Source organism: Xanthobacter luteus, from assembly GCF_040049235.1.
Lineage (GTDB): Bacteria > Pseudomonadota > Alphaproteobacteria > Rhizobiales > Xanthobacteraceae > Xanthobacter.
In genome coordinates this window covers 275,744-300,154 of sequence record NZ_JBDZDO010000005.1, presented here as the reverse complement: position 1 = coordinate 300,154, position 24,411 = coordinate 275,744, and the positions used below count along the sequence as shown (strand labels likewise).

Sequence of the window (24,411 nt, the reverse complement as noted above, 5' to 3'; positions counted from 1 at the left end):
CCATGTCCCGCCGCGTCCACCAGCTCCGGGCCAAGGTGGCACGCGCCCAGCGCGCCCACCGCGACGCCCGCCCGGCGCTGGCGGACCTCAGGCGCGCTCTGCACGCGCAGCTGCGCGCCGAGATCGCCGCGGAGCGCGACCGCCGGAAGGCCGCAGCGAGCGGCCAGCTCACCCTCAATCTGTCCGAGGAAACGTGATGGCCCGCCGCCGCACCCGCACCTCCGTCGTCGTGGATTTCGCACGGCTGCTGGAACTGGACCCTCAGCTTGCCGGGCATCACCAGCGCTGCACGGATCTCGGCATGACCTTGGGCGCGCCGCGCCTTTGGCAGCGGCGAGATGGCAGCTTCTCGGCCCGCTTCGTCTGGCGGCGCCGGGAAGGCCTCGTCCACACCTCCATCGTCTATTCCTGCCACTACGTGCCGGCGCCGGCCCCATGACGACGCCGCTGCCCCCGCCGACCGCCGAGGTGGCGCGCCTGGTGGCCCTGATCGGGCCGGAGGCGACGCTCGCGCTCGTGGAGGCGCGGGCAGCGGCGCGGCTGTACGTGCCGCGCACGGTGCAGGAGGATGGCGAGCTGGTGCGGATCGTCGGGCGCGAGGCGGCCGAGGCGCTCGCCGCCGTCGCCGCCGGCGAATATCTGAAGGTCCCCGTCGCGCGCAAATGGCGCACCCTTGTCTACAAGGCGCAGGGGCGCTCTTATGCAGAGATCGCGCACGCACTCCAGATCAGCCAGAACAAGGTCTGGACCATCCTGTCGGACTATGAGCTGACGGCCAGCCAGTTCGACCTCTTCGACCGCTGACGCCTCATGCCCCCGCGTTGGGGGCATGACCCCGCATAGGGTCATGGCCCCATGCTTGGGCCTCATCCAAGATGAGGCGGCGGGCGGTGCATCTCCTCGGAATCATCGTCCTGTTGCTCGGTCTCGGCCTGGTCGCATTCGACTGCCGCGGCTGGGACCAACTCGTCGCCGCCCTCATCCTCGTGGTGCTCGTGAGCACCATCGTGCACATGGGGACGCGGTGACATGGCGCTCAAGGGCAGGATCGTCGACCTGGTCATCGCCGCGGCCGAGCGCGAGGAGCTACCGCCGGCGGCGCTGCTCGCCGTGGTGGAGGTGGAGAGCGCGGGCGAGCCGCTGGAGACGGACGGCCGCACGCCGCGCCTGCTGTTCGAGCGCCACGTCTTCCACCGCGAGCTGGCCGAGCGCGCGCCAGCCGCCCTGAAGGCGGCGAAGAAGGCCGGGCTCGCGATCGCCAAATGGTCGCGAAGCACCCAGTACAAGGACCAGGGCACGTCCGCCGCGCGCCTGGCGCTGATCGCCCGGGCCCGGGCGATCGACACCGAGTGCGCGAACCGCGCCTGCAGCTGGGGCCTCGGCCAGACCATGGGATTCCTGGCCGAGGAGTTAGGCTATCTCGACGCCACCCACATGGTGGCGCAGATGACCGACGGCGGCATCGCGGCGCAGATCGACATGATGCTCGCCGAGGTCAACAAGAAGGGCCTGCGGGACGAGCTGGCGCGCGGCGACTGGGCGGGCTTCGCCCGGGTCTATAACGGCCCCGGTTTTGCCGAGAACGCTTATGACGCCAAGATGGAAGCCGCGCACCGGCGCTGGCAGCGCCAGATCGCGATGATGGTGGACGGGACCTACGTGCGTCCGCGCCATGAGGATCTGACCAAGTTCGAGATCGAGGCGATCCAGCAGCAGCTGGTCACCTTGGGCTATCCCCAGGTGGGCGACGTCGACGGGCGATGGGGCCGGCTGACCACCGGCGCCATCTCCGCCTTCCAGATGCACGAAGGGCTTCCGGTCACCGGCGACTATGACGATGCCACGCGCGATGCGCTCGCGGTGGCCACAAAGCCGGAGCCCTCGCCGGCGCGCGCCGCCACCACGGCCGAGGATCTGCGCGCCGCCGGATCGCAGACCGTGGCGGCCGCCGACAGGGGCCGGCTGTGGGCGAAGATCCTCGGCTTCCTCGGCCTCGCCGGCGGCGCCGAGAAATCCGGCGCGCTCGACGGCGCGCAGTCCGTGCTCGACCAGGTGCAGCAGCTGCGGCCCATCGTGACCGCCGCGCGCGACGTGCTCGCCTGGGTGGGCTCGGCCTGGTGGATCGTCGCCCTCGTTGCCGGCGCCGCGGTCTGGCACCAGTACGGCGCCATCGTCAAGCGGCGCATCGCCGACCGGATCGAGGGCCGCCATGTTTAAGGCGATCCTCGCCGCGCTCACAGATCCCGGCGCGCTGGTGCTGGCGCTCGTCGTCGGCCTCGCCGCCGGCGGCTACGGCTATGTCCAGGGCGCCGCCGCCGAGGCCGCCCTGTGCCAGGCCGCGCAGCTGCGCAAGGACCTGGCCGCCGTCACCGCCGAGCGCGACACGCTCAAAGGCCGCCTCGACACCATCAATCGCCTCGCCGAGGCCGACGCCGCGCGTGCCGCGGCCGACGCCAAGGCGGACAAGCAAAATCAGGAGACCGTCCGTGCGACGCCTTTGCGCAATGGCGCTTGCCTCGACGCTGCTGCTGCTCGCCGCCTGCGCAGCGTCCGTTGAGCCTCCCCGCCCACCCGAGCCCGAGCTGCCGCCGGCGCCGGCGGAGATCGTCGCCTGCCTCCATATGCAGGGCGTCGAGATCCCCGAGCGCGCCATCAGCGACGGCGAGGCCGAAAAGCTGTGGGGCGACGATCGCCGCATCGGCGCCGCGCTCGGCCGCTGCGGCCGGCGCTTCGTGGCCTGGTACGAGCAGCTGCGGACCGAGTGGCGATGAGCGACGAGGCGGACCTGGCGCAGAGCATCGACGAGCGCCATCGCGGCGCGGCCATCGCTCATGTGCGGGCGCAGGTGGAGGTGCCCGGCACGGACGATTGCGAGGCGTGCGGCGCGCCCATCTCGCCTGCCCGCCGGGCAGCGCTGCCCAGCGCGACGCGGTGCATCGGGTGCCAGGAGAGATTCGAGCGGCGGAGACGGTGAGTATGGAAGACCTTCGGCTGTGGGCGCCCATCGTCATCGCGGTGTTCGCCCTGTTGTCCCCCTGGATCATGTACGGCCGCACGGCCCGCCGCACGGAAATCACGGAGCTGTCCAGCAAGATCACCGCCCTCGGGCCGAAGCTCGAAGAGAAGGCGAGCGCTGGCCACGTCGGCAATTTGGAAGATCGCCTCGATAGGGCGGAGGAGCGCATCACGCGCGCGGAAAGCCGCCTCGAGTACGTCCCCGACAAGGATTCCAGCCACCGCTTGGAAATGGCGATCGCGCGCCTCGAAGGGAAAGTCGAACTCATGGACGAGAAGCTGAAGCCGGTGTCGCAGATGGCGAACCGCGTCCATGAGCGCATGTTCGAGGAGGCGGCGCGATGAGCCAGACCCGCGAGGAATATCTGCAGGAGGAGGCGCGGCTCATCATCCTGCGCATGCTGGCCGAGGAATCCAACGAGAGCCTCTCCAGCAACCTCATCGTGCGCGAGCTGCGCGAGCAGTGGATGGTGCCGCGCGAACGGCCGTGGGTGCACGCGCAGCTGGACTACCTCGCCGAGGCCGGCGCCGTCACGGTGGTGGACGCCAAGACGGTCAAGATCGCAACGCTCACCCAGCGCGGCCACCGGCACCTGTCGCGCGAGATCGCGATCGAGGGCGTCAAGCGCCCCTCCCGCCCGGGAGAGTGACATGACCGTGCGCGGCCGCCTCAACAGCATGGACCTCCTGCCGGAGGAAGCCGCGGACGACGTGCTTTGGGCGTGCCAGCAGCTGGCGCAGCGCAAGCGCACGGTCTCGGATATCCACTTCGAATTCAACGATCGCCTTGAGGCGAAGGGGGTCACGCCGGTTTCTCGCTCCGCCTTCTATCGGGCGGCGGCGACGAAAGCGGCGGCGGCGCGCCGGATGCAGGATCGGCGGGCCATGTTCGATGGGGTCGCCAGCGAGTTCGACGCGAAGGACGTGGATGAGAGCACGGTCATCCTGGGCGAGTACATCAAGACGCTCATTGCCGAACTGCTCGCCGATCCCGACCGCTCGCCCAAGGAGGCGCTGGAGCTGGCGCGGGGCTTCCATGCCACCGTGTCGGCGCAGAAGGTGTCCACCGACCGCCGGGTGAAGATCGAGGCTGCGGCCAAGGCACAGCTGGTGAAGGCGGTCGAGACCGCTGTCGATGCCGTGGAACAGGAGGGCGGCAAGATCGACGGTGCGGAGGTGCTGCGAAAGATCCGCGAGGACATCTACGGGATCTTCGACAGATGACCCCGGCCGTCCCGCTCCATGGCTTTCAGCGGCGGTGGTTCACCGACCGCAGCCGCTTCAAGCTGGGCAAGTTCGCCCGCCAGACCGGGAAGACCTTCACCACCACGCTGGAGATCACCGACGACTGCTTCGCCGCGGCTGTGCAGAGCCGGCGTGAGCGCTGGGTGATCCTGTCCCGCGGCGAGCGCCAGGCCGCCGAAGCCATGAACGAGGGCATCAAGCGGCACGCCGCCGCCTACCAGCTCGGCTTCGAGGCGCAGGAGTTCGACTGGAAAGGCAGCGAGGGCAGCTACCGCGCCCTTGAGGTGACGTTGCCGCATGGCAGCAAGATCACGGCCTTGCCCGCCAACCCCGACACGGCGCGCGGGTTCTCCGCCAACGTGTTCCTGGACGAGTTCGCCTTCCACAAGGATTCGAGCACGATCTGGAAGGCGCTCTTCCCCGTCATCTCCGCTGGCTGGAAACTGCGCGTCACCTCCACGCCCAACGGCAAGTCCGGGAAATTCTATGAGCTGGACACCGCCGAGGACACCACCTGGTCGCGCCATGTGGTGGACATCTACCAGGCCGTCGCCGACGGCCTGCCGCGCAACATCGACGAGTTGCGGGACGGCATTGCCGACGACGACGCCTGGGCACAGGAATACGAGCTGAAGTATCTGGACGAGGCGAGCGCCTGGCTCTCCTACGATCTCATCTCCTCGTGCGAAGACGAGCGCGCCGGCGACCCCTCGCTCTACCAGGGCGGGCCGTGCTTCGTCGGCCGCGACATCGGCCGGCGGCAGGATCTGCACGTCATCTGGGTGTGGGAGCTGGTGGGCGACGTGCTCTGGGAGCGCGAGCGGATCGAGCAGAAGCGCGCCACCTTCAAGCAGATGGACGAAGCGTTCGACGACGTGATGGTCCGCTATCGCGTCGCCCGGGCCTGCATCGACCAGACCGGCATGGGCGAGAAGGTGGTGGAGGATGCCCAGGAACGCTGGGGATCGCGCGTCGAAGGTGTGCTGTTCACCCTGCCGAACAAGCTCATCCTCGCCACCGCCGGGAAAGAGCGGTTCGAGGACCGCACCGTGCGCATCACCGAGGGCGACGTCGCCCTGCGCGCGGATCTCCACAAGCTGCGCAAGGTGGCCTCCGCCACCGGCGCGCCCCGCTTCGTGGCCGAGCGCGACGACGACCACGCGGACCGCACCTGGGCGGCGTTCCTGGGCATTCACGCCTCGTCCAATCCCATGGAATACGGCTACCGGCCCGTGCCTCGCACCGCCGGGGGCCTCGCCGGCGCCGGCATGGGCGCGGACGGCTTCTGGCGGCCGGCGCGCGACGACACCGCGCGGCACGGCTCCATCCTGCCCCGCATGCGAGGAGGCCTTTGATGGCCCGCCTGTCCAAGCTCATCCATCCCAGCACCGGCAAGCCCATCGACATGGACGAGCTGTTCGGCCCGCCCAAGGCCGGGCCGACGCTCACCGGCGTGCGCTCGCCCATCTCCGGCCACCCGGCGGACGGGCTCACGCCGTCGCGCCTGGCGCGCATCCACCGGGCCGCGGCCGAGGGCGACATCCTCGCCTACATGGAACTGGCCGAGGATATCGAGGAGCGCGACGCGCACTATGCGGCCGTGCTCGGCACCCGCAAGCGCCAGGTGTCGCAGATCCCGGTGACCGTGGAGGCGGCGAGCGACGCGCCGGAGCACGTCGCCCATGCCGACCTGGTGCGCGAGTGGCTCGCCGAGGGCGTGCTGGACGCGGCTCTTTTCGACCTCTTGGACGCCATCGGGAAAGGCTTCAGCGTCCTGGAGATCGCCTGGGACCCGACGCCCGCGCGCATCGTGCCGCGCTCCCTCACTTGGCGCGACCAGCGCTGGTTCACGGTCGACGAGATCAGCCTCGACGAAGTGATGCTCTATGAGGGCATCGGCAAGGAACCGCTCGCACCCGAGCGGTTCCTGGTGCACCGGCACAAGTCCAAGTCCGGCCTCACCATCCGCTCGGGCCTGGCGCGCGTCGCCAGCTGGGCCTGGATGTACAAGGCGTTCACGGCGCGCGACTGGGCGATCTTCGTCCAGAACTACGGCCAGCCGGTGCGCGTCGGCCGCTACGGCGCGAGCGCCGCCGAGCACGAGAAGGACATCCTCTGGCGGGCGGTGGCCAACATCGCCGGCGACTGCGCGGCGATCATCCCGGATTCGATGAAGATCGAGTTCATCGAGCTGAAGAATGCGGCCGACGGGAGCGAGCTGTACGAAAAGCGCGCCGACTGGCTCGACAAGCAGATCTCCAAGCTGGTGCTCGGCCAGACCGCCACCACCGATGCGAGCCCGGGCAGCCACGCGGCCGGGCGCACGCACCGCCTGGTGCAGGAAGACCTGGAGCGCGCTGACGCGCGGCTCGTCTCGGCCACCCTCAATGCCCAGCTCGTCCACCTCATGGTGGCGCTCAACTTCGGGCCGCAGCAGAAGTACCCCAAGCTCCTCATCGGCCGGCCGGACGAGCTGCCGATCGGCGACATCGTCAACGCCATCGACAAGCTCGGGCCGCTGGGCCTGGAGGTGGAGGAGAGCCAGATCCTCGACCGCCTCGGCCTCACCGAGGCCGCCGAAGGCGAAGAGGTGCGCAAGATCGGCGGGCGGCCGAAGCCGGCCGAGCCGGCGCCGCAGATCCTGCCGGGCCTGCCGGGCGGACCGCCGCTCCAGGGTGGCAGGCCGCCGGCGGCCGCGCTCACGCGGCATCTGCTCTCGCTGCACGCCTCCGCGCCGGACCCCGAATACGTGGACGCGCTCACGGTGCGCCTGGCCGCCGACGCCTCCGGCGCCATGGCGGGCATGACCGGCGAGATCCGCCACATCTTCGAGACGGCCGGCAGCATCAAGGAGATCGCGGACAGGCTGCACAGCCTGCAGCTGGACCCTGCCGCCTATGCGGAGGCCATGCAGCGCGGCCTGGCGCTGGCCTACCTGGTCGGCCAGGCGGCGCTGGTGGATGAGCTGCGGCACGAGATCTGACCGCCGCCATGGCCTCGACTCTCAGCGCCATCGACCTGCCGTTCGACGAGGCGATCGCCTATCTGCGGGCGAAGGCCAACGTCACGTCCGAGAACTACACGGACGTCTGGGGCCGCGCCAACGTGAAGTCGTTCACCGTCGCCGGCGCCGCGACGCAGGCCCTGGTGGACGACTTCCGCGCCGAGGTCGCCAAGGCGCTGGAGCAGGGCACCACGCTCCAGGACTTCAGAAAGCAGTTCGACGCCATCGTCGCCAAGCACGGCTGGGATCACACCGGCGCGCCCGGCTGGCGCTCGCGGGTGATCTACGAGACCAATCTCGGCATGGCCTACAGCGCCGGCCGCTACGCCCAGCAGACCGAGCCGGAGACCCTCGCCCAGTTCCCCTATTGGCAGTACGTCCACTCGGGCGCGCTGCACCCGCGCCTGCAGCACAAGGCGTGGGACGGGATCACGCTGCGCGCCGATGATCCGTGGTGGGACACGCACTATCCGCCCAACGGCTGGCGCTGCGGCTGCCGCACGCGCCCGCTCTCGGCGCGCGGCCTGGCGCGGCAGGGCAAGAGCGGGCCGGACACCGCGCCGCCGCTGAAGCGGAAGGAGTACACCAACAAGAAGACCGGCGAGGTCTACGAGGTGCCGGAGGGGATCGACCCCGGCTTCGACTACAATGTCGGCCGGGAGTGGACGGGCAAGGCGCCGCAGATCCCGGCGAACGCCACGCTGACGGCGAAGGGCAGCGCGCCGCCCCCTGCACCGGAGCCGAAGGCGGTCAAGGCGCCGAAATCGGCCAAGCCCAAATCCCCGGCGAAACCCAAGCCGCCGGCGAAGCCCAAGCCGCCTGCCAAACCCAAGCCTGCCGGTCTGCCGGACACGTCCGCGCTCGAATTCCTGCCGCCGAAATGGGCCAAGGTCCCGACCGGGCCGAAGGTTCCAGAATCACCTCCTAAGCCGGCGCCAGCACCCCCGCCGCCGCCGACCCCGCCGCCGACTCCGCCGGTCCCGCCGGGGGCGGCCGGGGACACTCTCGCCGTGCGCAGCGAGCGGGAGCTGAGGGCGGCCGACGCCACGCTGCACGACGACTTCTCGGCCTGGGCGCGGCAGCTCACCGACGTCGAACGCACCGTACTCGCGAGCTACAAGGGCTCCGGCTACGAAGTCCTCAACCAGCATCTCCGGGGCATTGTCGACTATCCCACGTACATGTCCCGCATCAGAGCGCTGACCCGCGCGCTCGACCGCGCGCGCACCAAGCGCGCGGTCGTTGTCCATAGGGGCGTCAAGCCGGGCTCGCCGTGGGACGGGGCCAAAGTTGGCGACCAGATCGCTGACCCGGGCTTCATGAGCACTTCGGTGGATCAGAGCATCGCGGCAGGCTTCGCGGGGCCTCAGGGCATCGTCGTTGAGGTTCGGCTGCCAAAGGGCTACACTGGCGGTGCGTATGTCAACGGTGTTCCTCATCTACATCTGGAGGAGTACGAGTTTCTCATACGACCGGGAGCGCCCTTCCGTGTGATCGAGCGCACCGGCAATCGCTTGGTTGTGGAGCCTATCCGTGGTGGACGCCGCCGATCGCCAAAGCTCGATTGAGCGCCTCGTCGATATGGACGGGGGCGATGAGGCGATGCGTGCCAGCTCGCGAGCATTCTACGCCACCTTCAGCGACGACGACTTGCGTGCGACCGTGAGCCGTCGCGAGCGTGTCGAGCGTGATATCGCCCGCCGGGGCAGCCGGCTCGCCGCGGTGTGGAGCGACACCGGCGGCGAGATCCTCGTCACGGCCGAGCATGAGGCCGCCGAGCGAAAGGCGCGGGACAACGTGGCGTGAGCGGCGTCACCCTTCAGACCCGCGTCGTCGACCACGCCGCCCAGCTCGCCTTCAAGAAGCTCCGCCTCCTCATGACCGATACGACGCCCGTCATGCGGGCGATCGGCGTCGGCCTGGTGGAGGAGGCGCACACCCGCTTCGAGCGGGCGCGCGATCCGCAGGGCCAGGCCTGGGCGCCGCTGCTGCCGGCCTACGAGAGCATGAAGCGCGGCGCCGGCATCCTGCGCGAGAGCGCCATGCGCGGCGGGCTCATGGGTTCCATCACCTATCGCGCCGGGCACGAGAGCGTGGAGATCGGCACCAACAAGATCTATGCCGCCGTCCACCAGTTCGGCGCCACCATCCGCCCCGTGCGGGCCGAGCGCCTGGTGTTCCGCCTCGCCACCGGCATGGCGCACGCCCAGAGCGTCACCATCCCCGCGCGCCCCTATCTCGGCATCGGCCCCGACGACGAGCGCGTGATCTTCGAGACGCTCGACGACGCGATCGACCGCGCGGTCGGCCCCTACCGAGTCTCCGGCCAGGTCTGAGAGCCGAATAAGAGGCCATAAGAGGCCACCGGCGGCCCTTGAGGGGGAGGCGGCGGCCGGTGTAGCCCTAAGGGGCGGATTCGCGCCTCCTGGCCCGCCGCTCGCGATCCCGATCATCGGACCCTCCCGAGGTCATGCCCCCGCCCTGGGGGCATGATGCGCGGCGCTGCCGCCGGGCACTGTCGCGGTCATGCCTCGCGACGTCGTCCTCTTCTCAGCTTTCAGCGGTTCCAGCGTGCCCGAATGGCTGCACCTGGTGCCCGCCGGCACGTTCCGCGGCCGCGACGGCCGCGGACCGTACGTGCTCGATGCCCAGGCCGTGCTGGCCGACCTCGCCGCAGGCGACAAGCTGGCGATCGACGAGAACCACGCGATCGACAAGGCGGCCCCCGACGGCCGCCCCTCGCCGGCGCGCGGCTGGATCGTCCAGCTGGAGCAGCGGGCCGACGGCATCTGGGGCCGCGTCGAGTGGACCACCGCCGGCCGCCAGCTCATGGCCGACCAGGCCTATCGCGGCATCTCCCCGGCGATCCGCGTCGAGAAGGACACCGGCCGCGTGATCGGCATCGCCCGCGCCAGCCTGGTCAACGATCCCAACCTCGCCCTCACCACACTGCACAACCGGAGCCACGATCCCATGGATCTGACCAAGCTGCGGGAGGCCCTCGGCCTTGCCGCCGACGCTTCCGAGGCGGCGATCCTCGCCGCCATCGGCAAGCAGAAGACCGACCTCGCCACCCACCAGGCGCAGGTGACTGCGCTCGGCACCGCCCTCGGCCTCGCCGCCGGCGCCACCGCCGAGCAGGTGACGACCGAGCTGCAGGCGCGCCAGGGCGACGCCCCCAAACTCGACGCCGTCAAGAAGGGCCTGGAGGCCGCCGGCATCGACTGGGCCAAGGCCACCGCGACGCAGATCGAGACGCATCTGCGCAACTCCACCAGCGGCGACGCCCAGCTGCGCCGCACCGTGATCGAGCTGCAGACCAGCCTGGAGACGCTGCAAACCGAGACCGCGCGCAAGGAGGCCACCGCCTTCATCGACGCCGCGATCACCTCCGGCAAGGTCGGCCTCAAGCCCATGCGCGACCATTACATCGCCCGGCACATGAAGGAGCCGAAGGCGGTCGAGCAGGAGATCGCCGCCATGCCGGTGCTCCACATGCACGGCACCCGCCGCACCGTCCCGCCCGAGGGCCAGGCCGGCGCGGTGCTCACCGACACCGACCACCAGGTCTGCGAGCTGATGGGGCAGGACCCGAAGAAGTTCGCGGAGACCCGCAAGACCGAGACGGAGGCGCTCTGATGGCCGCTCTCATCAAGGACCGCGACACCAAGGAGCGGATCGCCCGCGACTTCGTCATCCCCACCGCCGCGAGCAAGACGTTCTTCGCCGGGTCGCTCCTGTGCGTCGACGCCAACGGTCGCGGCACGCCCGGCGCCACCGCCACCACCCTAAAGGGGCTGGGCCGCGTGAAGCGCCGGGTGGTGTCGTCCGGCGTCGCCGGCGCCGAGAGCGTCGAGTACGAGCGCGGCTGCTTCCGGTTCGGCAACTCGGCCGATGGCGACCTCATCACCCGCGCCGACATCGGCGCCACCGCCTACGTGGTCGACGACCAGACGGTCGCGAAGACCAACGGCACCAACACCCGCTCGCCCGCCGGCATCATCCGCGACGTGGATGATCTCGGCGTGTGGATCGAGTTCTGATCGGAGCCTCGCCCCATGGAAATCAATGCCGCCTCGCTGCGCAGCCTGAACACCTCCTTCAACACCGCCTACAACGACGGGCTCTCCGGCGCTGCCGCGAGCCAGTGGGGCCGCATCGCCACCGAGGTCCCCTCGACCACGGGCGAAAACGAGTATGGCTGGCTCGGCAGCTTCCCCCGGATGCGCGAGTGGCTCGGCGACCGCCAGATCCAGAACCTCTCGACCAGCGGCTACCGCATCAAGAACCGCAAGTTCGAGCTGACCATTGGCGTGGCGCGCGACAACATCGAAGACGACAACATCGGCATCTACGCGCCGATGTTCCGGCACATGGGCGAGAGCGTCGGCGCCGAGTACGACACCTCGGTCTGGGCGCTGCTGAAGGCGGGCTTCTCCACCCCCTGCTATGACGGCCAGTTCTTCTTCGACACCGACCACCCCGTGCTCAACGAGGCGGGCCAGGAAGTCTCCGTCGTCAACACCGACGGCGGCGCCGGAACGCCGTGGTTCCTGGTCGACGACAGGCGTGTCCTGAAGCCGCTCATCCTGCAGATCCGCAAGCGCTGGAAGTTCATCTCCCTGGACAAGGAGACCGATCCGGGCGTCTTCATGCGCGACCAGTACACCTATGGTGTCGACGGCCGCTACAATGTGGGCTTCGGCTTCTGGCAGATGGCCTGGGGTTCCAAGCAGACCCTCGACGCCACGAACTATGCCAATGCCAGCGCTGCGCTCGGCAACATGAAGGGCGACTATGGCCGTCCGCTCGGCATCGTCCCGCGCCTCCTGATCGTCCCGCAGACGCTGGCCAGCCAGGCCAAGAAAATCCTGCTGGCCGAGAACGACGCCGCCGGCGCCACCAACATTCACAAGGGCTCGGCCGAGCTGCTGATCTGCCCCTGGCTTTGAGGGAGGCGTCCATGTCGTTCCTCAAGGTCACCTGCGCGCGGCCAGGCCATCGCCGCGCGGGGGTCGCTCACGACAAGGTCAAGGTGTGGCCGGCCGATGCCTTCACGGCGGAGCAGGTGGAGCAGCTGCGCGCCGATCCGGCGTTCACCGTCGAGGCGGTCGACGCGATCTCGGCCGCCTCCGACGTGCTGTCCGCCGCGGCTGCCATGACCGGCCACTTCCCGCCCGCCGAAATGTTTCCCCGCCAAGCGGCTGAGGCGATGATCGAGGATCTCGCGGACGCGGTGATCGACGCTGTCGGCAAGGGTCTCTCCAAGGCCGAGTTTGAGCGCATCGCCCGCGAGATCTTCGAGCGGCACGGATGGAATACCCAGGGGCGGTCTGGCACGGCTCGCGAGGCCTCCAGCGCCGGTGGCGGTCCCGAGGCTCCGGCTTCGGGTGGGGCACAGCCCGCCGCCCCGCACAATACCGAGGGGGCGCTGCCGGCGGACGCCGATGCCCCGACCAGCGCGGCCACCGAACGCCAAAGCGAAAGCTCCGGCGCTGCGGCCGGCATCGACGAGGGGGGCCGCGTTGTGCCCACGTCCCTCGACGTCGCCGGCGAAGGTGGCCAGGGCGAAGGAGCGGTGGTGCAGCCTGCCGCTTCCTCGCCCGACCTTTCCGACGCGCGGCCCGGGCTGGACGGCCCCGGCGCCGAGCGTGGTGCGGAGGCGGACAAGCCTCCCGCCTCCGCACCAGCCAAGCCCCCGAAGGCTCCGGCCAAGGCGCCCGCGAAAGCGCCCGCTAAGCCGAAGGCGAAGTGATGGCGGACCAGGCGCCCGAGCCGCCCCACCTGCGCACGGACGTCGCGATCCAGCTGCGCGACATCACCCGGCAGGGCGAGGCTTTCCTCGCCCTCCTTCGGTCCATCGGGGTGAGCCGCGAGCTGTCGCTCGCCGCCACCAAGGTCGAGGAGGCCGTCTTCTGGGCGGCCAAGCACGCCACCAAGGAGCGCTCGTGAGCTACGCGACCGTCGACGACATGGTGTCCCGCTTCGGCGCGCTGGAGATGCTGCGCCTGTCGGTTGCCGACGGCTCGCTGCCGGCCGCGGACGAGCCCATGCCGGAGGCGCGCATTGCCCAGGCGCTGCAGGACGCCTCGCTCCAGATCGATTCCTATCTGCGCATCCGCTACGCGGTGCCAGTCACCCCGGCGCCCGAGAGCCTGGTGCGCGCCGCCTGCGTCCTCGCCCGCTACGACCTCGCCCATGGCGGCGACCGCGAGCCCTCGGAGCAGATGCGCCTGGCGCGCAAAGAGGTGCGGGAGTGGCTTCAGGGGCTGGGCGCCGGCACCGCCTCGCTTGAGGGCCTGGTGCCGGTCTCCGCCGGCTCGGGCGCCCGCGTGAGCGACCGGCCGCCGGCGTTCGTCACCCGCGCGGACGGGGGGCTGTGATGGCCGACCCCATCTCCGATATCCATCTGGCGATCGAGCCGCTGCTGCGCCCGTGGTTTCCGGTCGCGCGCTGGCAGATCGACGCCGTCCCGGCCCCGCTTTCGCTCGGCGAGTTCCAGCGGCTGCTGCGCACCACGGCCTGGATCGGCGTCGCCTGGCGCGAGTTCCGCATCGACCAGGCAGCCGGGCGCCGGCTCAAAGGCGTCCACGAACTGATGCTGACGATCGCGGTCAAGAATGCCGGCGGGATCGGGCCGCGCCTCTTCGGCGACCGGCTCGGCCCCGGCCTCTATCCCGCGCTCGCCACCGCCGCCGGCGCGCTCCACGGCCGCACGCTCGAAGGCTTCGGGTCGCTTCATGTCACCCGCGCGGCGCAGGCCTATGCGGATGGCTACGGCGACCTCACCGTCGCGATCGGCGCCGTCGAGCTGCAGTGCATGACGATGCTCGCCCCCGACCTCGGCGAGCCCGCCGCCGCGCCCCCCTTCACCAAGCTCGTATCCGACTGGGAGGCCGCTCCCGCGATCGAGGGCGCGCCGACGGCCACCGACACCCTCCAGCTGCCGGGAGCCCCCGCGCCATGAACGGCAAGATCTACCTTTCCGTCGCCGAGGGCCTGAACGTGCCGCTGCCGGACGGCGGCACCTGGCCCGCCTCGGGCGCCTGGGTCGAGCCCGACCAGTATGTGCGCCGCCGCCTCAAGGACGGCGACCTGGTGCCCGCCGATCCGCCGGCCGAGGCCGAGCCCGAGAGCGCGCCGCCCGCCGCCGCCGGCGATGAGGCCGGCGACCAGGTGGGCGACCAGATGGGCGACGCGCCCGCCAAGGCCGCCGAGGACCCCACGACAACCGACAAGCCCACCCGCCGGCGCAGGAGCTGACGCATGACCATCTCTTTCGACGAGATCCCCTACGACTGGCTCAAGCCCGGCACCCTGGTCGAGGTGAAGCCCAACTATGACCGCGTGGGCGCGATCCCGTACCCCGCGCGCGCGCTGCTGGTTTGCCCCAAGCTCGCCGCCGGCACCGCCGCGGCGCTGGCGCTCCACCGGATCACGCGGGCCGACCAGGGCCGGGCGCTGTTCGGCGCCGGCAGCATCGGCGCCCAGATGGTCGAGGCCTTCAAGGCTGCAAACAAGACCACGGACGTCTATGCGATCGGCGTCGCCGACGACGAGACGGGCGTCGCCGCCACCGGCTCCTTCACCTTCGCCGGCGCGGGCGCCGGCCCGCTCGCGCTCTATGTGGGCAGGGTGCGCATCCCGCTCGCCATCACCGCCGGCATGACCGCCGCGCAGATGGCGACCGCCGCGGCCGCCGCGATCAACGCCATCCCGGAGCTTCCGGTCACCGCCGCCGCCGCGCTCGCCGTCACCACCGTCACCGCCCGCAACAAGGGCGAGACGGGCAACGCCATCCAGCTCAAGGTGGCCCGCCGCGTCGACGACACCGTGCCGGCCGGCATCACCGTGACGGTCGCCGCCATGTCGGCCGGCGCCAACAATCCGGACATCCAGGACGTGCTCGACGCCATCGCGGCCGAGCGGTTCTCGGGCATCGTGGTTCCGTGGGACGACGCGACCACCCTGTCCGCGCTCGCGGCCGACCTCGCCGGGCGCTACGTCGCCGGCGCGAACAAGGACGGCCACGCTTATGTGGGCCACGCCGGCACCTTCGGCGCGCTCACCACCAAGGGCGGGCTCACCAACTCGCCGCACATCACCGGCGTCGGCCTCAAGGGCGCGCCCTCGGCGCCGTGGGAAATCGCGGCGAGCCTGGCCGGCGTCGCCGAATTCCAGCTGGCCAACGACCCGGCCCGCCAGCTGCGCGGCCTGGTGCTGCCCGACGTGGAAGCGCCGGCGGCGGCCGACCAGTTCACCGACACCGAGCAGGATCTCCTGCTCAAGGGCGGCGTCACCACCCTCAACTGCGCGGCGGACGGCACCGTCGTCATCGACCGCGTGGTGACCACCTACAAGATCTCGTCCCTCGGCGTGCCGGACCGCGCCTGGCTGGACATCATGGTGCCCAAGACCATGAGCCGCCTGCGCTGGGACTGGGCCTCCTACGTCACGCTCATGTATCCGCGCCACAAGCTGGCGGACGACGGCTCGGTCGCGGCCGAGGCGGACACGTCCGGCGTGGTGGTGATGCCCAAGCGCATGCTCGGCTCGTGGGCCGCGCGCTGCCGGCTCTACGAGGAGCTGGGCTGGATCGAAGGCGCCAAGGACACGGTGCGCCAGAGCGCATTCGAGCGCGACGCCTCCGACCGCAACCGCCTCAACGCGCGCCAGCAGGTGCGCATCATCGGCAACCTCATGGTGCTCGCGGCGAGCCTGGAATTCCAGGTCTGACGGGCGCGGGCTGACAGGAGCGACACATGAGCCAGGTGCTCGGCATCATCGACATCCTCTGGCGGGGCATCCAGATCCCGACCGAGAAGGGCGCCAAGCTGCGCCTCGGCGGCATCAAGAACACGGCGGTCACCTACGGCCGGATGGTGGGGCGCGCGCAGGAGTTCGTGGGCTCCGAGATCACCGCCACCACCGTGCTGGAGCGCGGCCGGTCCTACGCCTCGCTCTATGACGAGGCCGAGGGCGAGCTGCAGGTGATCTGCGACACCGGCCACACCTATGTGTTTCCGAACGCCTTCCTCATGGACGGGCCGCCGGAGATCACCGGCGGAGAGGGCGGCAAGATCGAGCTGAAATGGGCCGCCGGCCGCTACGAGGAGATCATGTCGTGAGCAAGCCGAGCCAGCCCGCCATCACCATCGACCTCGACGAGACCAAGGCCGGCGCCGCCGCCACGGCGCCGGCCGCGGTGGTCGTCGACGACGATCCCGGCCTCGTCGTCGACGAGGAACAGGATCTCGTCGGCGGCCTGCCCGCCCGGGCGGTGCGCAACGGGGACGGCACCGTGACCCTACCGCTGCGGTTCCCGGTTGCGCTCACCGTCCGGTCCAGCACCGGCGCCACGCGCACCGAGAGCTATGCCGAGCTGACCTTCCATCGCCTGACGGGGGCAGACATCCGCGCCCTGCAGAGCGCGTCGAAGGAGAGCCAGCCCGCGCTTCTGCTGGCCCGCTCGTCGCGCACCCGCGAGGCGGTGATGAACGCCGTGTTCGACCGCATGGACGCGGCCGACATCGCCGATGCGAGCAAGGTGGTGGAGTCTTTTTTCGGAGCTGGCCGGACGAACCAGGGCTGATACTGGCCGGTATCGCGGCCAACACCGGCTTCGCCCTCGCCGAGATCGAGGGCCTCGACGATGTCGGGGCCAGGTGGTGGTGGAACGCCGCCATGGCTTTCCAGCGCAAGGTTTCGGAGGCGAAGTAGATGGCCGGCAAGACGCTCGACGTCTCCATTCTGGTGCGCCTGGTGGACCGGATCACCGGCCCGCTCTCGGTGTTGCAGCGCAAGTTCGCGGGCCTAGCGCAGCTCGGCCAGCGGATCGGCATCCTCGGCGCGGCGGTCGCGGCCATCTCCTTCGCCGTGCCGCTGCAAAGCGCGGCGGCCTACGACCAGAAACTGCGCGACATGGCCGTGACGGCGGGCCTGTTCGGCGCCGACGCACAGCGCATGATCCGCGCCGTCGGCCGCGACATGGAGCAGCTCGCCCTCAAGACGGGCATCGCCTCCAGCGCCCTGGTGGACGCCAGGGCTGCCCTTGTGGCGGGCGGCGTCAACGATGATCTCGTTGCGAAGATCATGCCGGCCATCGCGCGTGTCTCCAAGGCGGCGAGCGCGAACCCTCTGGATACGGCGGCGACCGCGAAGGCACTGGTCGGGCCGTTGGCGATCGCGGCTAAGGACATGGAGGTGTCCCTGGCCAAGCTCGTCGTCGCGGGCAAGCTCGGCAGCTTCGAGTTCAAGAACATGGCGAAGGAGCTGCCGGCGCTGGCCGGGCAGATGGCCAACCTGGGAGTCAAGGGCGGAGAGGCAGTCGCCACCCTCGGCGCCGCGCTCCAGGTGGCAATGCAGGCGACCGCTGATCCGACCACAGCCGCCAACAATATGAGGAACTTCCTGGCGGCTCTGAACCGGCCGGAGACTATCGAGAATTTCAAGAATGCGGGCGTTGACCTGCCCGGCGTTCGGGCCGACGCCATTGCCAGAGGGATCAACCCGATCGAGGCGGTGATCCAGAAGCTGATGCAGCTCACCAAGGTGCCGCAGAAGGAGATCGAAGCGATCTTCAACCGGGCAAAAGGGGCCGGCGCCACCGATGCGGAGGCCGCCGCCGCGGTGAAGGAACGTATCGAGCAAACGCTGGCCGGCTCAAAGGTCGGCAAGCTGTTCGGCGACATGCAGGCGCTCGACTTCATCACGGCCATGCGCCTCTTCACGAAGGACTATCTGCAGTTCAAGAAGACGATCGAGGCCGCCGACACCTCCATCATCAGCCGAGACTCGGAAACCCAGCTCTCCGGCCTGGACAGCGCCCTGAAGGAACTCGCGGAGATCAGCGAGCAGGTCAGCCGGAGAGTCGGCGACGCCTTCGAGCCCGTGCTTCGTTTCGTCACCGGTGCCCTGAAGGGGGCGCTGGAGTGGATGCGCGCCTTCGACGCTGAATGGCCGGGCGTCATTGACTACGTGCTGCTCGGCGTGGGCGGCTTCCTGGCGCTCGCCGCCGCCCTCGGCCTGCTGGCGCCGGTGTTCGCGATCCTGTCGGCCGGGTTCGGCATCCTCTCCGCGGCCGCCACCGCCCTGCTCGGTCCCGTGGGCGCGATCACGCTCGGCCTCGCGGCGCTCGCCTACATCATCTATGCCAACTGGGGCACGCTCGGCCCCATGTTCCGGCGCCTCTGGGAGGGGATCAAGGCGGTCTTCTTCGGCTTCGTCCAGTGGGTGGCGGGCATCTTCACCCTCGATTCCGCCCGCGCGGCGGACGGGGTGCGCGCCATCTTCGCCGGGCTCGGCGGCATCGGCGTCGCGGTGTGGGACCTGCACAAGGTGGCCTGGACCGGCTTCGTCGCCTGGATCGACGGCTGGACCGGCGGCGCCCTCAGCGCGGCGCTCGGCGCCGTCCGCGGCGCCTGGCAGGGCCTGACCGACTGGCTCGGCGCGCATGCGCCCAGCCTGCCGGAGATCATCGTGCCGGACTGGCTGCGGGGCCCCCTCGGCGCGGCGATCGACGGGCTCAAGCGCGCCTGGCAGGGCCTGATCGACTGGCTCGCGGACCATGTGCCGAGCCTGCCCGAGATCCGCCTGCCCGAGGTCCGCCTGCCCGACTGGGCGGGCCGGATGCTCGGCGACGGCGCGCCCGCCCCCGCGCCCGCCAGCGGCGGCGCCAGCGGCGCCTGGAGCCCGCCCGACGGGGCGCCCGCCGCCGGCGCGAGCGGCGCCTGGAGCCCGCCGGCCTCGGCCGCCACCACCAAGGTGGGCGGGGAGATCATCGTGCGCGCGGAGCCTGGGACGCAGGCGCGCGTCCAGAGCCAGTCCACCGACGTGCCGCTGGTGCAGGACCGCGGCCCAGTCCTCGCGCGGCCGTAGACCATGAGCATATGGAGCACCGCCGCCGACCTCCTGCCGGGACTCAAGCCCGGCGCCTTCCGGGGCGTGACCTTCCACGTCCCGGACATCTCGGTCGCGGTTGGCCGGCGCGTGCTGCTCACCTGGTTCCCGGGCCTCGACGCGCCGGCGCTGGACGACTTCGGCGCGTCGGACGGGCGCGTCACGGTGCGCGGCCTCATCCTCGGCGACGACTATGTGACCCGCGCCCTGGCGCTCCAGGCTGCCTTCCGCACTGCCGGTCCGGGCACGCTGCTGCACCCCTGGCTCGGCGAGATGCAGGTGGTGGTGCCCGAGGACGGGGCGCAGATCTCCTTCAGCGACGGCGAGCTGCGCCTGGTGCGCTTCGACGTCACCTTCCTGCGCGCCGAGACGGCATCGCCCTTCGGCGGCTCGACGCTCGGCGGCCTGCTCTCCGCCGCCAGCGCGCTCGTCTCGGTGGCCGCCACCTTCGGCTGGCGCGCCATGGGCGGCCCCACCATCGCCGTCTCCACCTGGTCGGCGGCGGTGGCCACCTCGGCGGCGATCGGCGCGGTGGTGGCCACCGCCTGCGCCGGCGCGCCGGCGGCCGCCGTGCTCGAGCCCGCGCTCGAGGAGAGCCAGGCCGCTCTCGAGACGGCGCTAGCGGCCGGCTCCGGCACCGAGGCGGCGGCCGCCATCGCCGCGTCTCTTACCGGCCTCTCGACGCCCGTCGCCGAGGCGGCGCTCGGCGGCACCCGCGCGGCCATCGGCCCGGGCGGCGATGCCGTCGAGGCCGCCGCCGCGCTGGCCCCGGCCGCGGGCGCCCAGCTGCTGCTCGACATCGCCGGCGCCATGCGCGCGGTCGACGCGCTCGGCGCGCCGGCGGCCGCCGCACGCCTCTGCGCCCGGCTCGCCGCGCTCGCCCAGGCGGTGCGGGTGGCGGCCGACATCGCCTATGAGAGCCGCCAGGCGGCAACCGCCTGGCACGCGCAGCTGGACGCCGCGCTGGAGCTGGCGGGCGACGATGCAGCCACTGTGGCGGCGGACCTCGCGGCCGAGGCGGCGCCGGTGTGGGGCGCGCTGGCGGACCTGCGCGGCGCGCTCGCCCGCGACCTCAACGAGGTGATCGGACGCCTGCCGGCGGTGCGCCTGGTGACGCCGGCCGGCACCGTCTCGGCCTGGCTGATCGCCCACGGCCTCGCCGGCGAGGATCCGGCGCAGGTGGTCGGCATGCTGGACGACATCGTCGCCCGCAACCGCCTGCGCTGCCCGGGCGCGGTGCCGCCCGAGCCGCTGGAGGTGCTGCTGTGATCGCGCCCGCCACCGACCGCTGGTCCATCACCATGGGCGGGCAGACCTATGCCACATGGACGCGCGCCGGGCTGGTGCGCGATCTGTCGGAGATCTCCGCCTCGTTCGACCTGGAGCTGCGCGACCCGTCCCGCCACGCCAGCTTTCCCTGGGCGGACCTCATGGATGCCCGCGCCCTCGTCACCGAAGGGCTGGAGGCCTCGCTCTCGGTGGATGGCCAGGTGGTGCTCAAGGGCTGGGTGGATGAGATCGCGCCGCGCTCGGCCGACGGCCAGGCGGGCGTCACCGTCTCCGGCCGGGACAAGACCTGCGACCTGATCGACTGCGCGGCCACGGTGGAGGGGCCGTGGGAGTTCCGCGACCAGACGCTCGACAAGATCGCCGCGGCGATCGTCAAGCCCTTCGGCCTCGCGGTGCGCGTGGACGTGGATCTCGGCGACCCAATCGAGCGCCTGGTGATCGAGCCCGGTGAGACGGCGCTGGCGGCGATCGAGAAGGGCGCGCGCCAGCGCCAGGTGCTGCTGGTGTCGGACGGGCTCGGCGCTTTGGTGCTCACAAGGGGCGGCAAGGGCCGCGCGCCGGCGGACCTGATCTATCCCGGCGGCAACGTGATCGAGAGCGGCGGCTGCTTCAGCTGGCGCGAGCGGTTCTCGGCCTACCACGTCGTCGCCCAGGCCGAGCGCGCCGGCGGCCGACGTCGCAAGGCCGTGAAGCTGGACGCGACCGCTGCGCCGCTCACCGGCGGCGGCGAGGGAGGCGGCGCCAGTGTGGCCGAGCACGAGCTGGCGGGCGTGACCATCGCCGCCACCGCCACCGACGACCAGGTGACGCGCTATCGCCCCCTGGTGGCGCCGGCGGCGACGCAGCTCACGGCCAAGGCGGCGCAGGACCAGGCGGACTGGATGATGCGCACCGCCCGGGCGGCGGCGATCAAGATCGAGCACGCCGTGCGCGGCTATGGCTGGCGCCCCAACGAGCTGGCCCTGGTGCGGGACGATTTCCAGCAGGTGCACCGCGTCCTTCTGATCGCCGGGGTGGCGATGGAGTACGGCGACTTCGGCGCGGTCACGCGCCTGCGCCTGACCGGCCCCGAGGCGTTCGACGTGGAGCCGGAAGGCTCGCGGACCCAGGACCACAAGGCGGCCTCCAAGCCCCTCGACAAGACGGCGCAGAACCTATGAGCATTCGCGAGCTGGCCTATGCCCTGCGCGGGCTCATCACCCGCGGCGTCGTCGGCAAGACGGACGACACCGCCGAGACCCAGGTGGTGGACGTGACCGGCCGGCACGGCGCCAAGCTCACCCGGATCGAGGTTGCCCAGCCCTACGGCTTCGCCTCCAACGCGCCCGCCGGCGGCCTGGTGCTGCTGCTGGCGGTGGGCGGCGACGCGGGCGACGTGGTGGCGCTGCCGGTGGGCGCGCCGTCTTCCCGCATGGGCAAGCTCGCGCCCGGCGAGGTGGCGCTCTACGGGCTGGACGGGAGCCGCGTGCACGTCAAGGCGGACGGCTCGATCGACATCGTCTCCAGCAAGGCGGTCACCGCGCGCGTGCCGGGCGTCGGCGCCGTGGAGATCGCCGAGAGCTTCGTGAGAGGGCGGATGGAATCGGGCGAGAAGTTCGCCGCCACCGCCGGCGTCGCGAAGATCGCCGCCGGCGGCCACTACCTCGCCGCCACCTCGGCCGGCCCGCGCGCCTCGGCCGCCATCGTCATCGTGCCGGCCGAGCCGGCGCCGGACGTCTAGCCCTCATGCCCCCGCCTCGGGGGCATGATCCGAGATTCGCGCGCGCGAGATCATGGGCACCAAAGGAGCACCGCCTTGGCCGACTGGCTGGACATCGCCCTCGTCTTCGACGCCGATCGCCGGCGCGCGGATCTCGCGCTGGGCGAGGACGGCGACCTGGCGCTCGACGAGACGCCGGCCACCCCCATGCTCATCTCATTCGGCTCCGACCGCCGCGCCCGCCCCGACGACGAGCTGCCCGCCGGCACGCCGGCGCCCAACGCCTTCTCCGCCCGCCGCGGCTGGGCGGGCGACGCGCTCGATGCGCAGGGGCGCCTCATCGGCTCGCGCCTCTGGCTGCTGGAGCGCGCGAAAGAGAGCGAGCTGACCCAGCTCATGGCGGCCGAGTGGACCAAGGAAGCCTTCGCCTGGGTGGAGCCGGAGACCGGCGCGCCGGCCGAGATCGACGTCGCCTGGGTGCGCAAGTCCGTGCTCGGCCTCAAGGTGGTGGTGGACGGGCGCGCCGTCACCCTGTCGCGGACGGTCGCCTGACATGCCGTTCCCGCTCCCCACACCCGCCGAACTGACGCGCCGCGCCGAGGCGCTCATGGAGGCCGCGGTGCGCAAGGCGCGACCGGATGCCGAGCCGGCCGCCATCGCCCGCGCCGTGCGCTCGCCGCGCGGTCTCATGGCGGCGCTCATCCGCGTCATGGTGATGATGCTCTACGAGGCGCACCTGCATCTGCGCTGGTGGGGCGACCAGTATTTCCCCGACACCGCCGAGGGCGAGCAGCTCGCCCGGCACGCGTCCATCTGGGGCATCACTCGCCGGCCGGCGACGCGCGCCATCGGCTATGCGGCGGTCGCCGGCGTCAACGGAACCATCGTGCCGGAGGGCGCGGTGCTGGTCGGCGCCGGGAGCCAGCTCTACGAGGTGACCGCCGGCGCCACCGTGGCCGCCGGCGTCGCCACCGTGACCGTGCGGGCGCTCGCGGCCGGGCCGGACGGCAACGCCGCCTCCGGCACCCGCCTGTCCTTCCGCACGCCGATCGGCGGGCTCGACCCGCAGGAGGCGGTGGCGGATGCCTCCGGCCTCGCCGGCGGCGCGAGCGAGGAGACGGACACGTCCCTGCGCTCGCGCGTCATCGCCAAGATCCGCTCGCCCGCCCATGGCGGCGCCGAGGCCGACTATCCCGTCTGGGTCCAGGACGCGTTTGCCGCGTCGCACGTCCGTTGCCTGCCCACCTGGGTGGGGGAGGGCACGGTGGGCGTGGTGGTGGCCATGGGCTCGGCCGCCGCGCCGCGCGCGCCCACCGAGGCCGAGCTGGAGGCGATCGCCGCGCACCTGGAGACGGTGCGCCCGGTGACCGCCGAGGTGGTGGTGATCGCCGCCGAGCTGCTGGAGGTGGACGTCACCCTCGCGCTGGACCCGGACGAGGTGCGCGTGCGCCAGGCCGTGTCGGCCGCCATCGTCACCTTCTTCGCCCGCGAGGGGTCGATCGGCGGGCGGGTCAAGTTCTCCCGCCTGTCGGAGGCGGTCTCCTCCGCCTCCGGCGAGTACAGCCACGCGATCAGCGCGCCCGCCGGCGACGTGGTGCCGACGCAGGTGCAGCTGCCGATCGCCGGCGACATCGTGTTCGAGGTGGCCCCATGAGCCGCAGCGCCGCCGAGATCCACCGCGAGGCGCTCTCGCTCCTGCCGCCCGGCATGATGTGGAGCCGCAGCCCCGACACGCTGCTCGCCGCGGTGCTGGAGCCGCTCGCCGGCCTGCTCGCCGACCTGGAGGCGAGCGCCGAGGCGATGATGGACGAGGTGGACCCGCGCAGCGCGGTCGCCTGCCTTGAGGACTTCGAGCGCGTGCTGGGTCCGGACCCGTGCGGGCGCGACCTTGCCACCCTCTCGCTGCCGCAGCGCCAGCAGCTGGCGCACCAGCGCTGGACGGCGCGGGGCGGCCAGTCGCCGCAATACTTCATCGATCTTGCGGCCGCGCGCGGCGTCGCCATCACGATCGAGGAGGTGCATCCCAGCCAGGCCGGCGTGCTGTGCATGGACGACGAACTGGTGGAGCCACCCGAGCAGTTCATCTGGCGCGTCCTGATCCCCTTGGGCACCTGGGACGATTTCCGCGTCGACGAGAGCGCGATGGACGATCGCCTCTACGACTTCCAGCCATCCGACGTGGAGTGCGACATCATGCGGGCCGCGCCCGCTCACACTTCCGTCGTCTTCACGTACCTGCCCGTCGATGAGGAGGAGTGAT

Annotated in this window: 34 protein-coding genes; all 34 read left to right on the top strand. The window is 71.4% G+C overall.

The genetic code is table 11. The features are described from left to right. The first annotated feature begins 2 nt into the window (after window positions 1-2). The 34 genes from ABLE88_RS16800 (at window position 3) to ABLE88_RS16635 (ending at window position 24,410) form a co-directional block, all read left to right on the top strand. Window positions 3-197 carry a hypothetical protein gene (locus tag ABLE88_RS16800; protein ID WP_348832841.1) on the top strand — a complete coding sequence of 65 codons (195 nt, stop codon included), beginning with the start codon at window positions 3-5 and terminating at the stop codon, window positions 195-197. Continuing rightward, complete coding sequence (locus tag ABLE88_RS16795; protein WP_348832840.1) at window positions 197-439, top strand: hypothetical protein; 243 nt, start codon at window positions 197-199, stop codon at window positions 437-439. Before ABLE88_RS16800 ends, ABLE88_RS16795 begins: the two co-directional genes overlap by 1 nt. Next, window positions 436-804 carry a helix-turn-helix domain-containing protein gene (locus tag ABLE88_RS16790; RefSeq protein WP_348832839.1) on the top strand — a complete coding sequence of 123 codons (369 nt, stop codon included), beginning with the start codon at window positions 436-438 and terminating at the stop codon, window positions 802-804. Before ABLE88_RS16795 ends, ABLE88_RS16790 begins: the two co-directional genes overlap by 4 nt. Window positions 805-890: 86 nt before the next feature. Then, on the top strand, window positions 891-1,028 hold the full coding sequence (locus tag ABLE88_RS16785; protein WP_348832838.1) for a hypothetical protein: 138 nt from the start codon (window positions 891-893) through the stop codon (window positions 1,026-1,028). A 1-nt stretch (window position 1,029) separates the two neighbouring features. After that, window positions 1,030-2,217, top strand: a complete 1,188-nt coding sequence (locus tag ABLE88_RS16780; RefSeq protein WP_348832837.1) for an N-acetylmuramidase domain-containing protein — start codon at window positions 1,030-1,032, stop codon at window positions 2,215-2,217. After that, window positions 2,210-2,557 carry a hypothetical protein gene (locus ABLE88_RS16775; protein WP_348832836.1) on the top strand — a complete coding sequence of 116 codons (348 nt, stop codon included), beginning with the start codon at window positions 2,210-2,212 and terminating at the stop codon, window positions 2,555-2,557. Before ABLE88_RS16780 ends, ABLE88_RS16775 begins: the two co-directional genes overlap by 8 nt. After that, complete coding sequence (locus ABLE88_RS16770; protein ID WP_348832835.1) at window positions 2,505-2,771, top strand: hypothetical protein; 267 nt, start codon at window positions 2,505-2,507, stop codon at window positions 2,769-2,771. Before ABLE88_RS16775 ends, ABLE88_RS16770 begins: the two co-directional genes overlap by 53 nt. Further along, entirely contained in the window at window positions 2,768-2,974 is a 207-nt protein-coding gene (locus ABLE88_RS16765; protein ID WP_348832834.1) for a TraR/DksA C4-type zinc finger protein, read from the top strand. Before ABLE88_RS16770 ends, ABLE88_RS16765 begins: the two co-directional genes overlap by 4 nt. Then, window positions 2,878-3,360 (top strand): DUF2730 family protein, encoded by a 483-nt coding sequence (locus ABLE88_RS16760; RefSeq protein WP_348832971.1) that lies wholly within the window; start codon window positions 2,878-2,880, stop codon window positions 3,358-3,360. Before ABLE88_RS16765 ends, ABLE88_RS16760 begins: the two co-directional genes overlap by 97 nt. Beyond that, window positions 3,357-3,665 carry a VpaChn25_0724 family phage protein gene (locus ABLE88_RS16755; RefSeq protein ID WP_348832833.1) on the top strand — a complete coding sequence of 103 codons (309 nt, stop codon included), beginning with the start codon at window positions 3,357-3,359 and terminating at the stop codon, window positions 3,663-3,665. Before ABLE88_RS16760 ends, ABLE88_RS16755 begins: the two co-directional genes overlap by 4 nt. A 1-nt stretch (window position 3,666) precedes the next feature. Next, window positions 3,667-4,239 carry a phage protein Gp27 family protein gene (locus ABLE88_RS16750; protein ID WP_348832832.1) on the top strand — a complete coding sequence of 191 codons (573 nt, stop codon included), beginning with the start codon at window positions 3,667-3,669 and terminating at the stop codon, window positions 4,237-4,239. After that, window positions 4,236-5,615, top strand: coding sequence for a terminase large subunit domain-containing protein (locus ABLE88_RS16745; RefSeq protein WP_348832831.1), 1,380 nt, complete (start codon window positions 4,236-4,238; stop codon window positions 5,613-5,615). The genes ABLE88_RS16750 and ABLE88_RS16745 overlap by 4 nt, the downstream gene beginning before the upstream one ends. After that, complete coding sequence (locus ABLE88_RS16740; protein ID WP_348832830.1) at window positions 5,615-7,243, top strand: DUF935 domain-containing protein; 1,629 nt, start codon at window positions 5,615-5,617, stop codon at window positions 7,241-7,243. The genes ABLE88_RS16745 and ABLE88_RS16740 overlap by 1 nt, the downstream gene beginning before the upstream one ends. Before the next feature lie 8 nt (window positions 7,244-7,251). Continuing rightward, the gene (locus ABLE88_RS16735) at window positions 7,252-8,832 is read left to right on the top strand and encodes a phage minor head protein (protein ID WP_348832829.1); all 1,581 of its coding nucleotides are present in this window, start codon (window positions 7,252-7,254) and stop codon (window positions 8,830-8,832) included. Further along, window positions 8,798-9,070 (top strand): hypothetical protein, encoded by a 273-nt coding sequence (locus tag ABLE88_RS16730; RefSeq protein WP_348832828.1) that lies wholly within the window; start codon window positions 8,798-8,800, stop codon window positions 9,068-9,070. Before ABLE88_RS16735 ends, ABLE88_RS16730 begins: the two co-directional genes overlap by 35 nt. Beyond that, window positions 9,067-9,600: a phage virion morphogenesis protein gene (locus ABLE88_RS16725; RefSeq protein WP_348832827.1), complete on the top strand. Its 534-nt coding sequence runs from the start codon at window positions 9,067-9,069 to the stop codon at window positions 9,598-9,600. The genes ABLE88_RS16730 and ABLE88_RS16725 overlap by 4 nt, the downstream gene beginning before the upstream one ends. 235 nt (window positions 9,601-9,835) lie before the next feature. Then, window positions 9,836-10,903 (top strand): phage protease, encoded by a 1,068-nt coding sequence (locus ABLE88_RS16720; protein ID WP_348832826.1) that lies wholly within the window; start codon window positions 9,836-9,838, stop codon window positions 10,901-10,903. Then, a complete protein-coding gene (locus ABLE88_RS16715) occupies window positions 10,903-11,307 on the top strand; it encodes a hypothetical protein (protein WP_348832825.1) in 405 nt (134 codons plus the stop codon). The genes ABLE88_RS16720 and ABLE88_RS16715 overlap by 1 nt, the downstream gene beginning before the upstream one ends. A 15-nt stretch (window positions 11,308-11,322) precedes the next feature. After that, on the top strand, window positions 11,323-12,216 hold the full coding sequence (locus ABLE88_RS16710; protein WP_348832824.1) for a Mu-like prophage major head subunit gpT family protein: 894 nt from the start codon (window positions 11,323-11,325) through the stop codon (window positions 12,214-12,216). Between the two features lie 11 nt (window positions 12,217-12,227). Further along, on the top strand, window positions 12,228-13,019 hold the full coding sequence (locus tag ABLE88_RS16705) for an HI1506-related protein (RefSeq protein WP_348832823.1): 792 nt from the start codon (window positions 12,228-12,230) through the stop codon (window positions 13,017-13,019). Beyond that, window positions 13,019-13,216 carry an Acb2/Tad1 domain-containing protein gene (locus ABLE88_RS16700; RefSeq protein WP_348832822.1) on the top strand — a complete coding sequence of 66 codons (198 nt, stop codon included), beginning with the start codon at window positions 13,019-13,021 and terminating at the stop codon, window positions 13,214-13,216. The genes ABLE88_RS16705 and ABLE88_RS16700 overlap by 1 nt, the downstream gene beginning before the upstream one ends. After that, window positions 13,213-13,647 carry a gp436 family protein gene (locus ABLE88_RS16695; RefSeq protein ID WP_348832821.1) on the top strand — a complete coding sequence of 145 codons (435 nt, stop codon included), beginning with the start codon at window positions 13,213-13,215 and terminating at the stop codon, window positions 13,645-13,647. Before ABLE88_RS16700 ends, ABLE88_RS16695 begins: the two co-directional genes overlap by 4 nt. Continuing rightward, window positions 13,647-14,231, top strand: coding sequence for a hypothetical protein (locus tag ABLE88_RS16690; protein WP_348832820.1), 585 nt, complete (start codon window positions 13,647-13,649; stop codon window positions 14,229-14,231). Before ABLE88_RS16695 ends, ABLE88_RS16690 begins: the two co-directional genes overlap by 1 nt. After that, window positions 14,228-14,527 (top strand): DUF2635 domain-containing protein, encoded by a 300-nt coding sequence (locus tag ABLE88_RS16685; RefSeq protein WP_348832819.1) that lies wholly within the window; start codon window positions 14,228-14,230, stop codon window positions 14,525-14,527. The genes ABLE88_RS16690 and ABLE88_RS16685 overlap by 4 nt, the downstream gene beginning before the upstream one ends. Before the next feature lie 3 nt (window positions 14,528-14,530). Further along, the gene (locus tag ABLE88_RS16680; protein WP_348832818.1) at window positions 14,531-16,000 is read left to right on the top strand and encodes a phage tail sheath subtilisin-like domain-containing protein; all 1,470 of its coding nucleotides are present in this window, start codon (window positions 14,531-14,533) and stop codon (window positions 15,998-16,000) included. 26 nt (window positions 16,001-16,026) lie between these two features. Further along, window positions 16,027-16,392, top strand: a complete 366-nt coding sequence (locus tag ABLE88_RS16675; RefSeq protein WP_348832817.1) for a phage tail tube protein — start codon at window positions 16,027-16,029, stop codon at window positions 16,390-16,392. After that, window positions 16,389-16,856, top strand: coding sequence for a phage tail assembly protein (locus ABLE88_RS16670; RefSeq protein WP_348832816.1), 468 nt, complete (start codon window positions 16,389-16,391; stop codon window positions 16,854-16,856). Before ABLE88_RS16675 ends, ABLE88_RS16670 begins: the two co-directional genes overlap by 4 nt. Window positions 16,857-16,984: 128 nt before the next feature. Continuing rightward, entirely contained in the window at window positions 16,985-19,141 is a 2,157-nt protein-coding gene (locus ABLE88_RS16665) for a phage tail tape measure protein (protein ID WP_348832815.1), read from the top strand. A 3-nt stretch (window positions 19,142-19,144) separates the two neighbouring features. Further along, window positions 19,145-20,431, top strand: a complete 1,287-nt coding sequence (locus ABLE88_RS16660) for a DNA circularization N-terminal domain-containing protein (RefSeq protein ID WP_348832814.1) — start codon at window positions 19,145-19,147, stop codon at window positions 20,429-20,431. Further along, the gene (locus ABLE88_RS16655) at window positions 20,428-21,612 is read left to right on the top strand and encodes a phage baseplate assembly protein (RefSeq protein ID WP_348832813.1); all 1,185 of its coding nucleotides are present in this window, start codon (window positions 20,428-20,430) and stop codon (window positions 21,610-21,612) included. Before ABLE88_RS16660 ends, ABLE88_RS16655 begins: the two co-directional genes overlap by 4 nt. Continuing rightward, window positions 21,609-22,172, top strand: a complete 564-nt coding sequence (locus tag ABLE88_RS16650; protein WP_348832812.1) for a phage baseplate assembly protein domain-containing protein — start codon at window positions 21,609-21,611, stop codon at window positions 22,170-22,172. Before ABLE88_RS16655 ends, ABLE88_RS16650 begins: the two co-directional genes overlap by 4 nt. Window positions 22,173-22,247: 75 nt before the next feature. Continuing rightward, window positions 22,248-22,703 carry a phage GP46 family protein gene (locus ABLE88_RS16645; protein WP_348832811.1) on the top strand — a complete coding sequence of 152 codons (456 nt, stop codon included), beginning with the start codon at window positions 22,248-22,250 and terminating at the stop codon, window positions 22,701-22,703. A 1-nt stretch (window position 22,704) separates the two neighbouring features. Next, on the top strand, window positions 22,705-23,805 hold the full coding sequence (locus tag ABLE88_RS16640) for a baseplate J/gp47 family protein (protein ID WP_348832810.1): 1,101 nt from the start codon (window positions 22,705-22,707) through the stop codon (window positions 23,803-23,805). Beyond that, window positions 23,802-24,410: a YmfQ family protein gene (locus tag ABLE88_RS16635; RefSeq protein WP_348832809.1), complete on the top strand. Its 609-nt coding sequence runs from the start codon at window positions 23,802-23,804 to the stop codon at window positions 24,408-24,410. Before ABLE88_RS16640 ends, ABLE88_RS16635 begins: the two co-directional genes overlap by 4 nt. Window position 24,411 lies beyond the last annotated feature (1 nt).

Coding starts and splice junctions, on each gene's coding strand:
- ABLE88_RS16650 (WP_348832812.1), top strand. CDS start 21,609: ATGAGCATTCGCGAGCTGGCCTATGCCCTGCGCGGGCTCATCACCCGC.
- ABLE88_RS16765 (WP_348832834.1), top strand. CDS start 2,768: ATGAGCGACGAGGCGGACCTGGCGCAGAGCATCGACGAGCGCCATCGC.
- ABLE88_RS16790 (WP_348832839.1), top strand. CDS start 436: ATGACGACGCCGCTGCCCCCGCCGACCGCCGAGGTGGCGCGCCTGGTG.
- ABLE88_RS16775 (WP_348832836.1), top strand. CDS start 2,210: ATGTTTAAGGCGATCCTCGCCGCGCTCACAGATCCCGGCGCGCTGGTG.
- ABLE88_RS16745 (WP_348832831.1), top strand. CDS start 4,236: ATGACCCCGGCCGTCCCGCTCCATGGCTTTCAGCGGCGGTGGTTCACC.
- ABLE88_RS16665 (WP_348832815.1), top strand. CDS start 16,985: ATGGCCGGCAAGACGCTCGACGTCTCCATTCTGGTGCGCCTGGTGGAC.
- ABLE88_RS16735 (WP_348832829.1), top strand. CDS start 7,252: ATGGCCTCGACTCTCAGCGCCATCGACCTGCCGTTCGACGAGGCGATC.
- ABLE88_RS16795 (WP_348832840.1), top strand. CDS start 197: ATGGCCCGCCGCCGCACCCGCACCTCCGTCGTCGTGGATTTCGCACGG.
- ABLE88_RS16680 (WP_348832818.1), top strand. CDS start 14,531: ATGACCATCTCTTTCGACGAGATCCCCTACGACTGGCTCAAGCCCGGC.
- ABLE88_RS16780 (WP_348832837.1), top strand. CDS start 1,030: ATGGCGCTCAAGGGCAGGATCGTCGACCTGGTCATCGCCGCGGCCGAG.
- ABLE88_RS16770 (WP_348832835.1), top strand. CDS start 2,505: ATGGCGCTTGCCTCGACGCTGCTGCTGCTCGCCGCCTGCGCAGCGTCC.
- ABLE88_RS16755 (WP_348832833.1), top strand. CDS start 3,357: ATGAGCCAGACCCGCGAGGAATATCTGCAGGAGGAGGCGCGGCTCATC.
- ABLE88_RS16740 (WP_348832830.1), top strand. CDS start 5,615: ATGGCCCGCCTGTCCAAGCTCATCCATCCCAGCACCGGCAAGCCCATC.
- ABLE88_RS16710 (WP_348832824.1), top strand. CDS start 11,323: ATGGAAATCAATGCCGCCTCGCTGCGCAGCCTGAACACCTCCTTCAAC.
- ABLE88_RS16800 (WP_348832841.1), top strand. CDS start 3: ATGTCCCGCCGCGTCCACCAGCTCCGGGCCAAGGTGGCACGCGCCCAG.
- ABLE88_RS16675 (WP_348832817.1), top strand. CDS start 16,027: ATGAGCCAGGTGCTCGGCATCATCGACATCCTCTGGCGGGGCATCCAG.
- ABLE88_RS16640 (WP_348832810.1), top strand. CDS start 22,705: ATGCCGTTCCCGCTCCCCACACCCGCCGAACTGACGCGCCGCGCCGAG.
- ABLE88_RS16750 (WP_348832832.1), top strand. CDS start 3,667: ATGACCGTGCGCGGCCGCCTCAACAGCATGGACCTCCTGCCGGAGGAA.
- ABLE88_RS16685 (WP_348832819.1), top strand. CDS start 14,228: ATGAACGGCAAGATCTACCTTTCCGTCGCCGAGGGCCTGAACGTGCCG.
- ABLE88_RS16660 (WP_348832814.1), top strand. CDS start 19,145: ATGAGCATATGGAGCACCGCCGCCGACCTCCTGCCGGGACTCAAGCCC.
- ABLE88_RS16705 (WP_348832823.1), top strand. CDS start 12,228: ATGTCGTTCCTCAAGGTCACCTGCGCGCGGCCAGGCCATCGCCGCGCG.
- ABLE88_RS16700 (WP_348832822.1), top strand. CDS start 13,019: ATGGCGGACCAGGCGCCCGAGCCGCCCCACCTGCGCACGGACGTCGCG.
- ABLE88_RS16715 (WP_348832825.1), top strand. CDS start 10,903: ATGGCCGCTCTCATCAAGGACCGCGACACCAAGGAGCGGATCGCCCGC.
- ABLE88_RS16690 (WP_348832820.1), top strand. CDS start 13,647: ATGGCCGACCCCATCTCCGATATCCATCTGGCGATCGAGCCGCTGCTG.
- ABLE88_RS16635 (WP_348832809.1), top strand. CDS start 23,802: ATGAGCCGCAGCGCCGCCGAGATCCACCGCGAGGCGCTCTCGCTCCTG.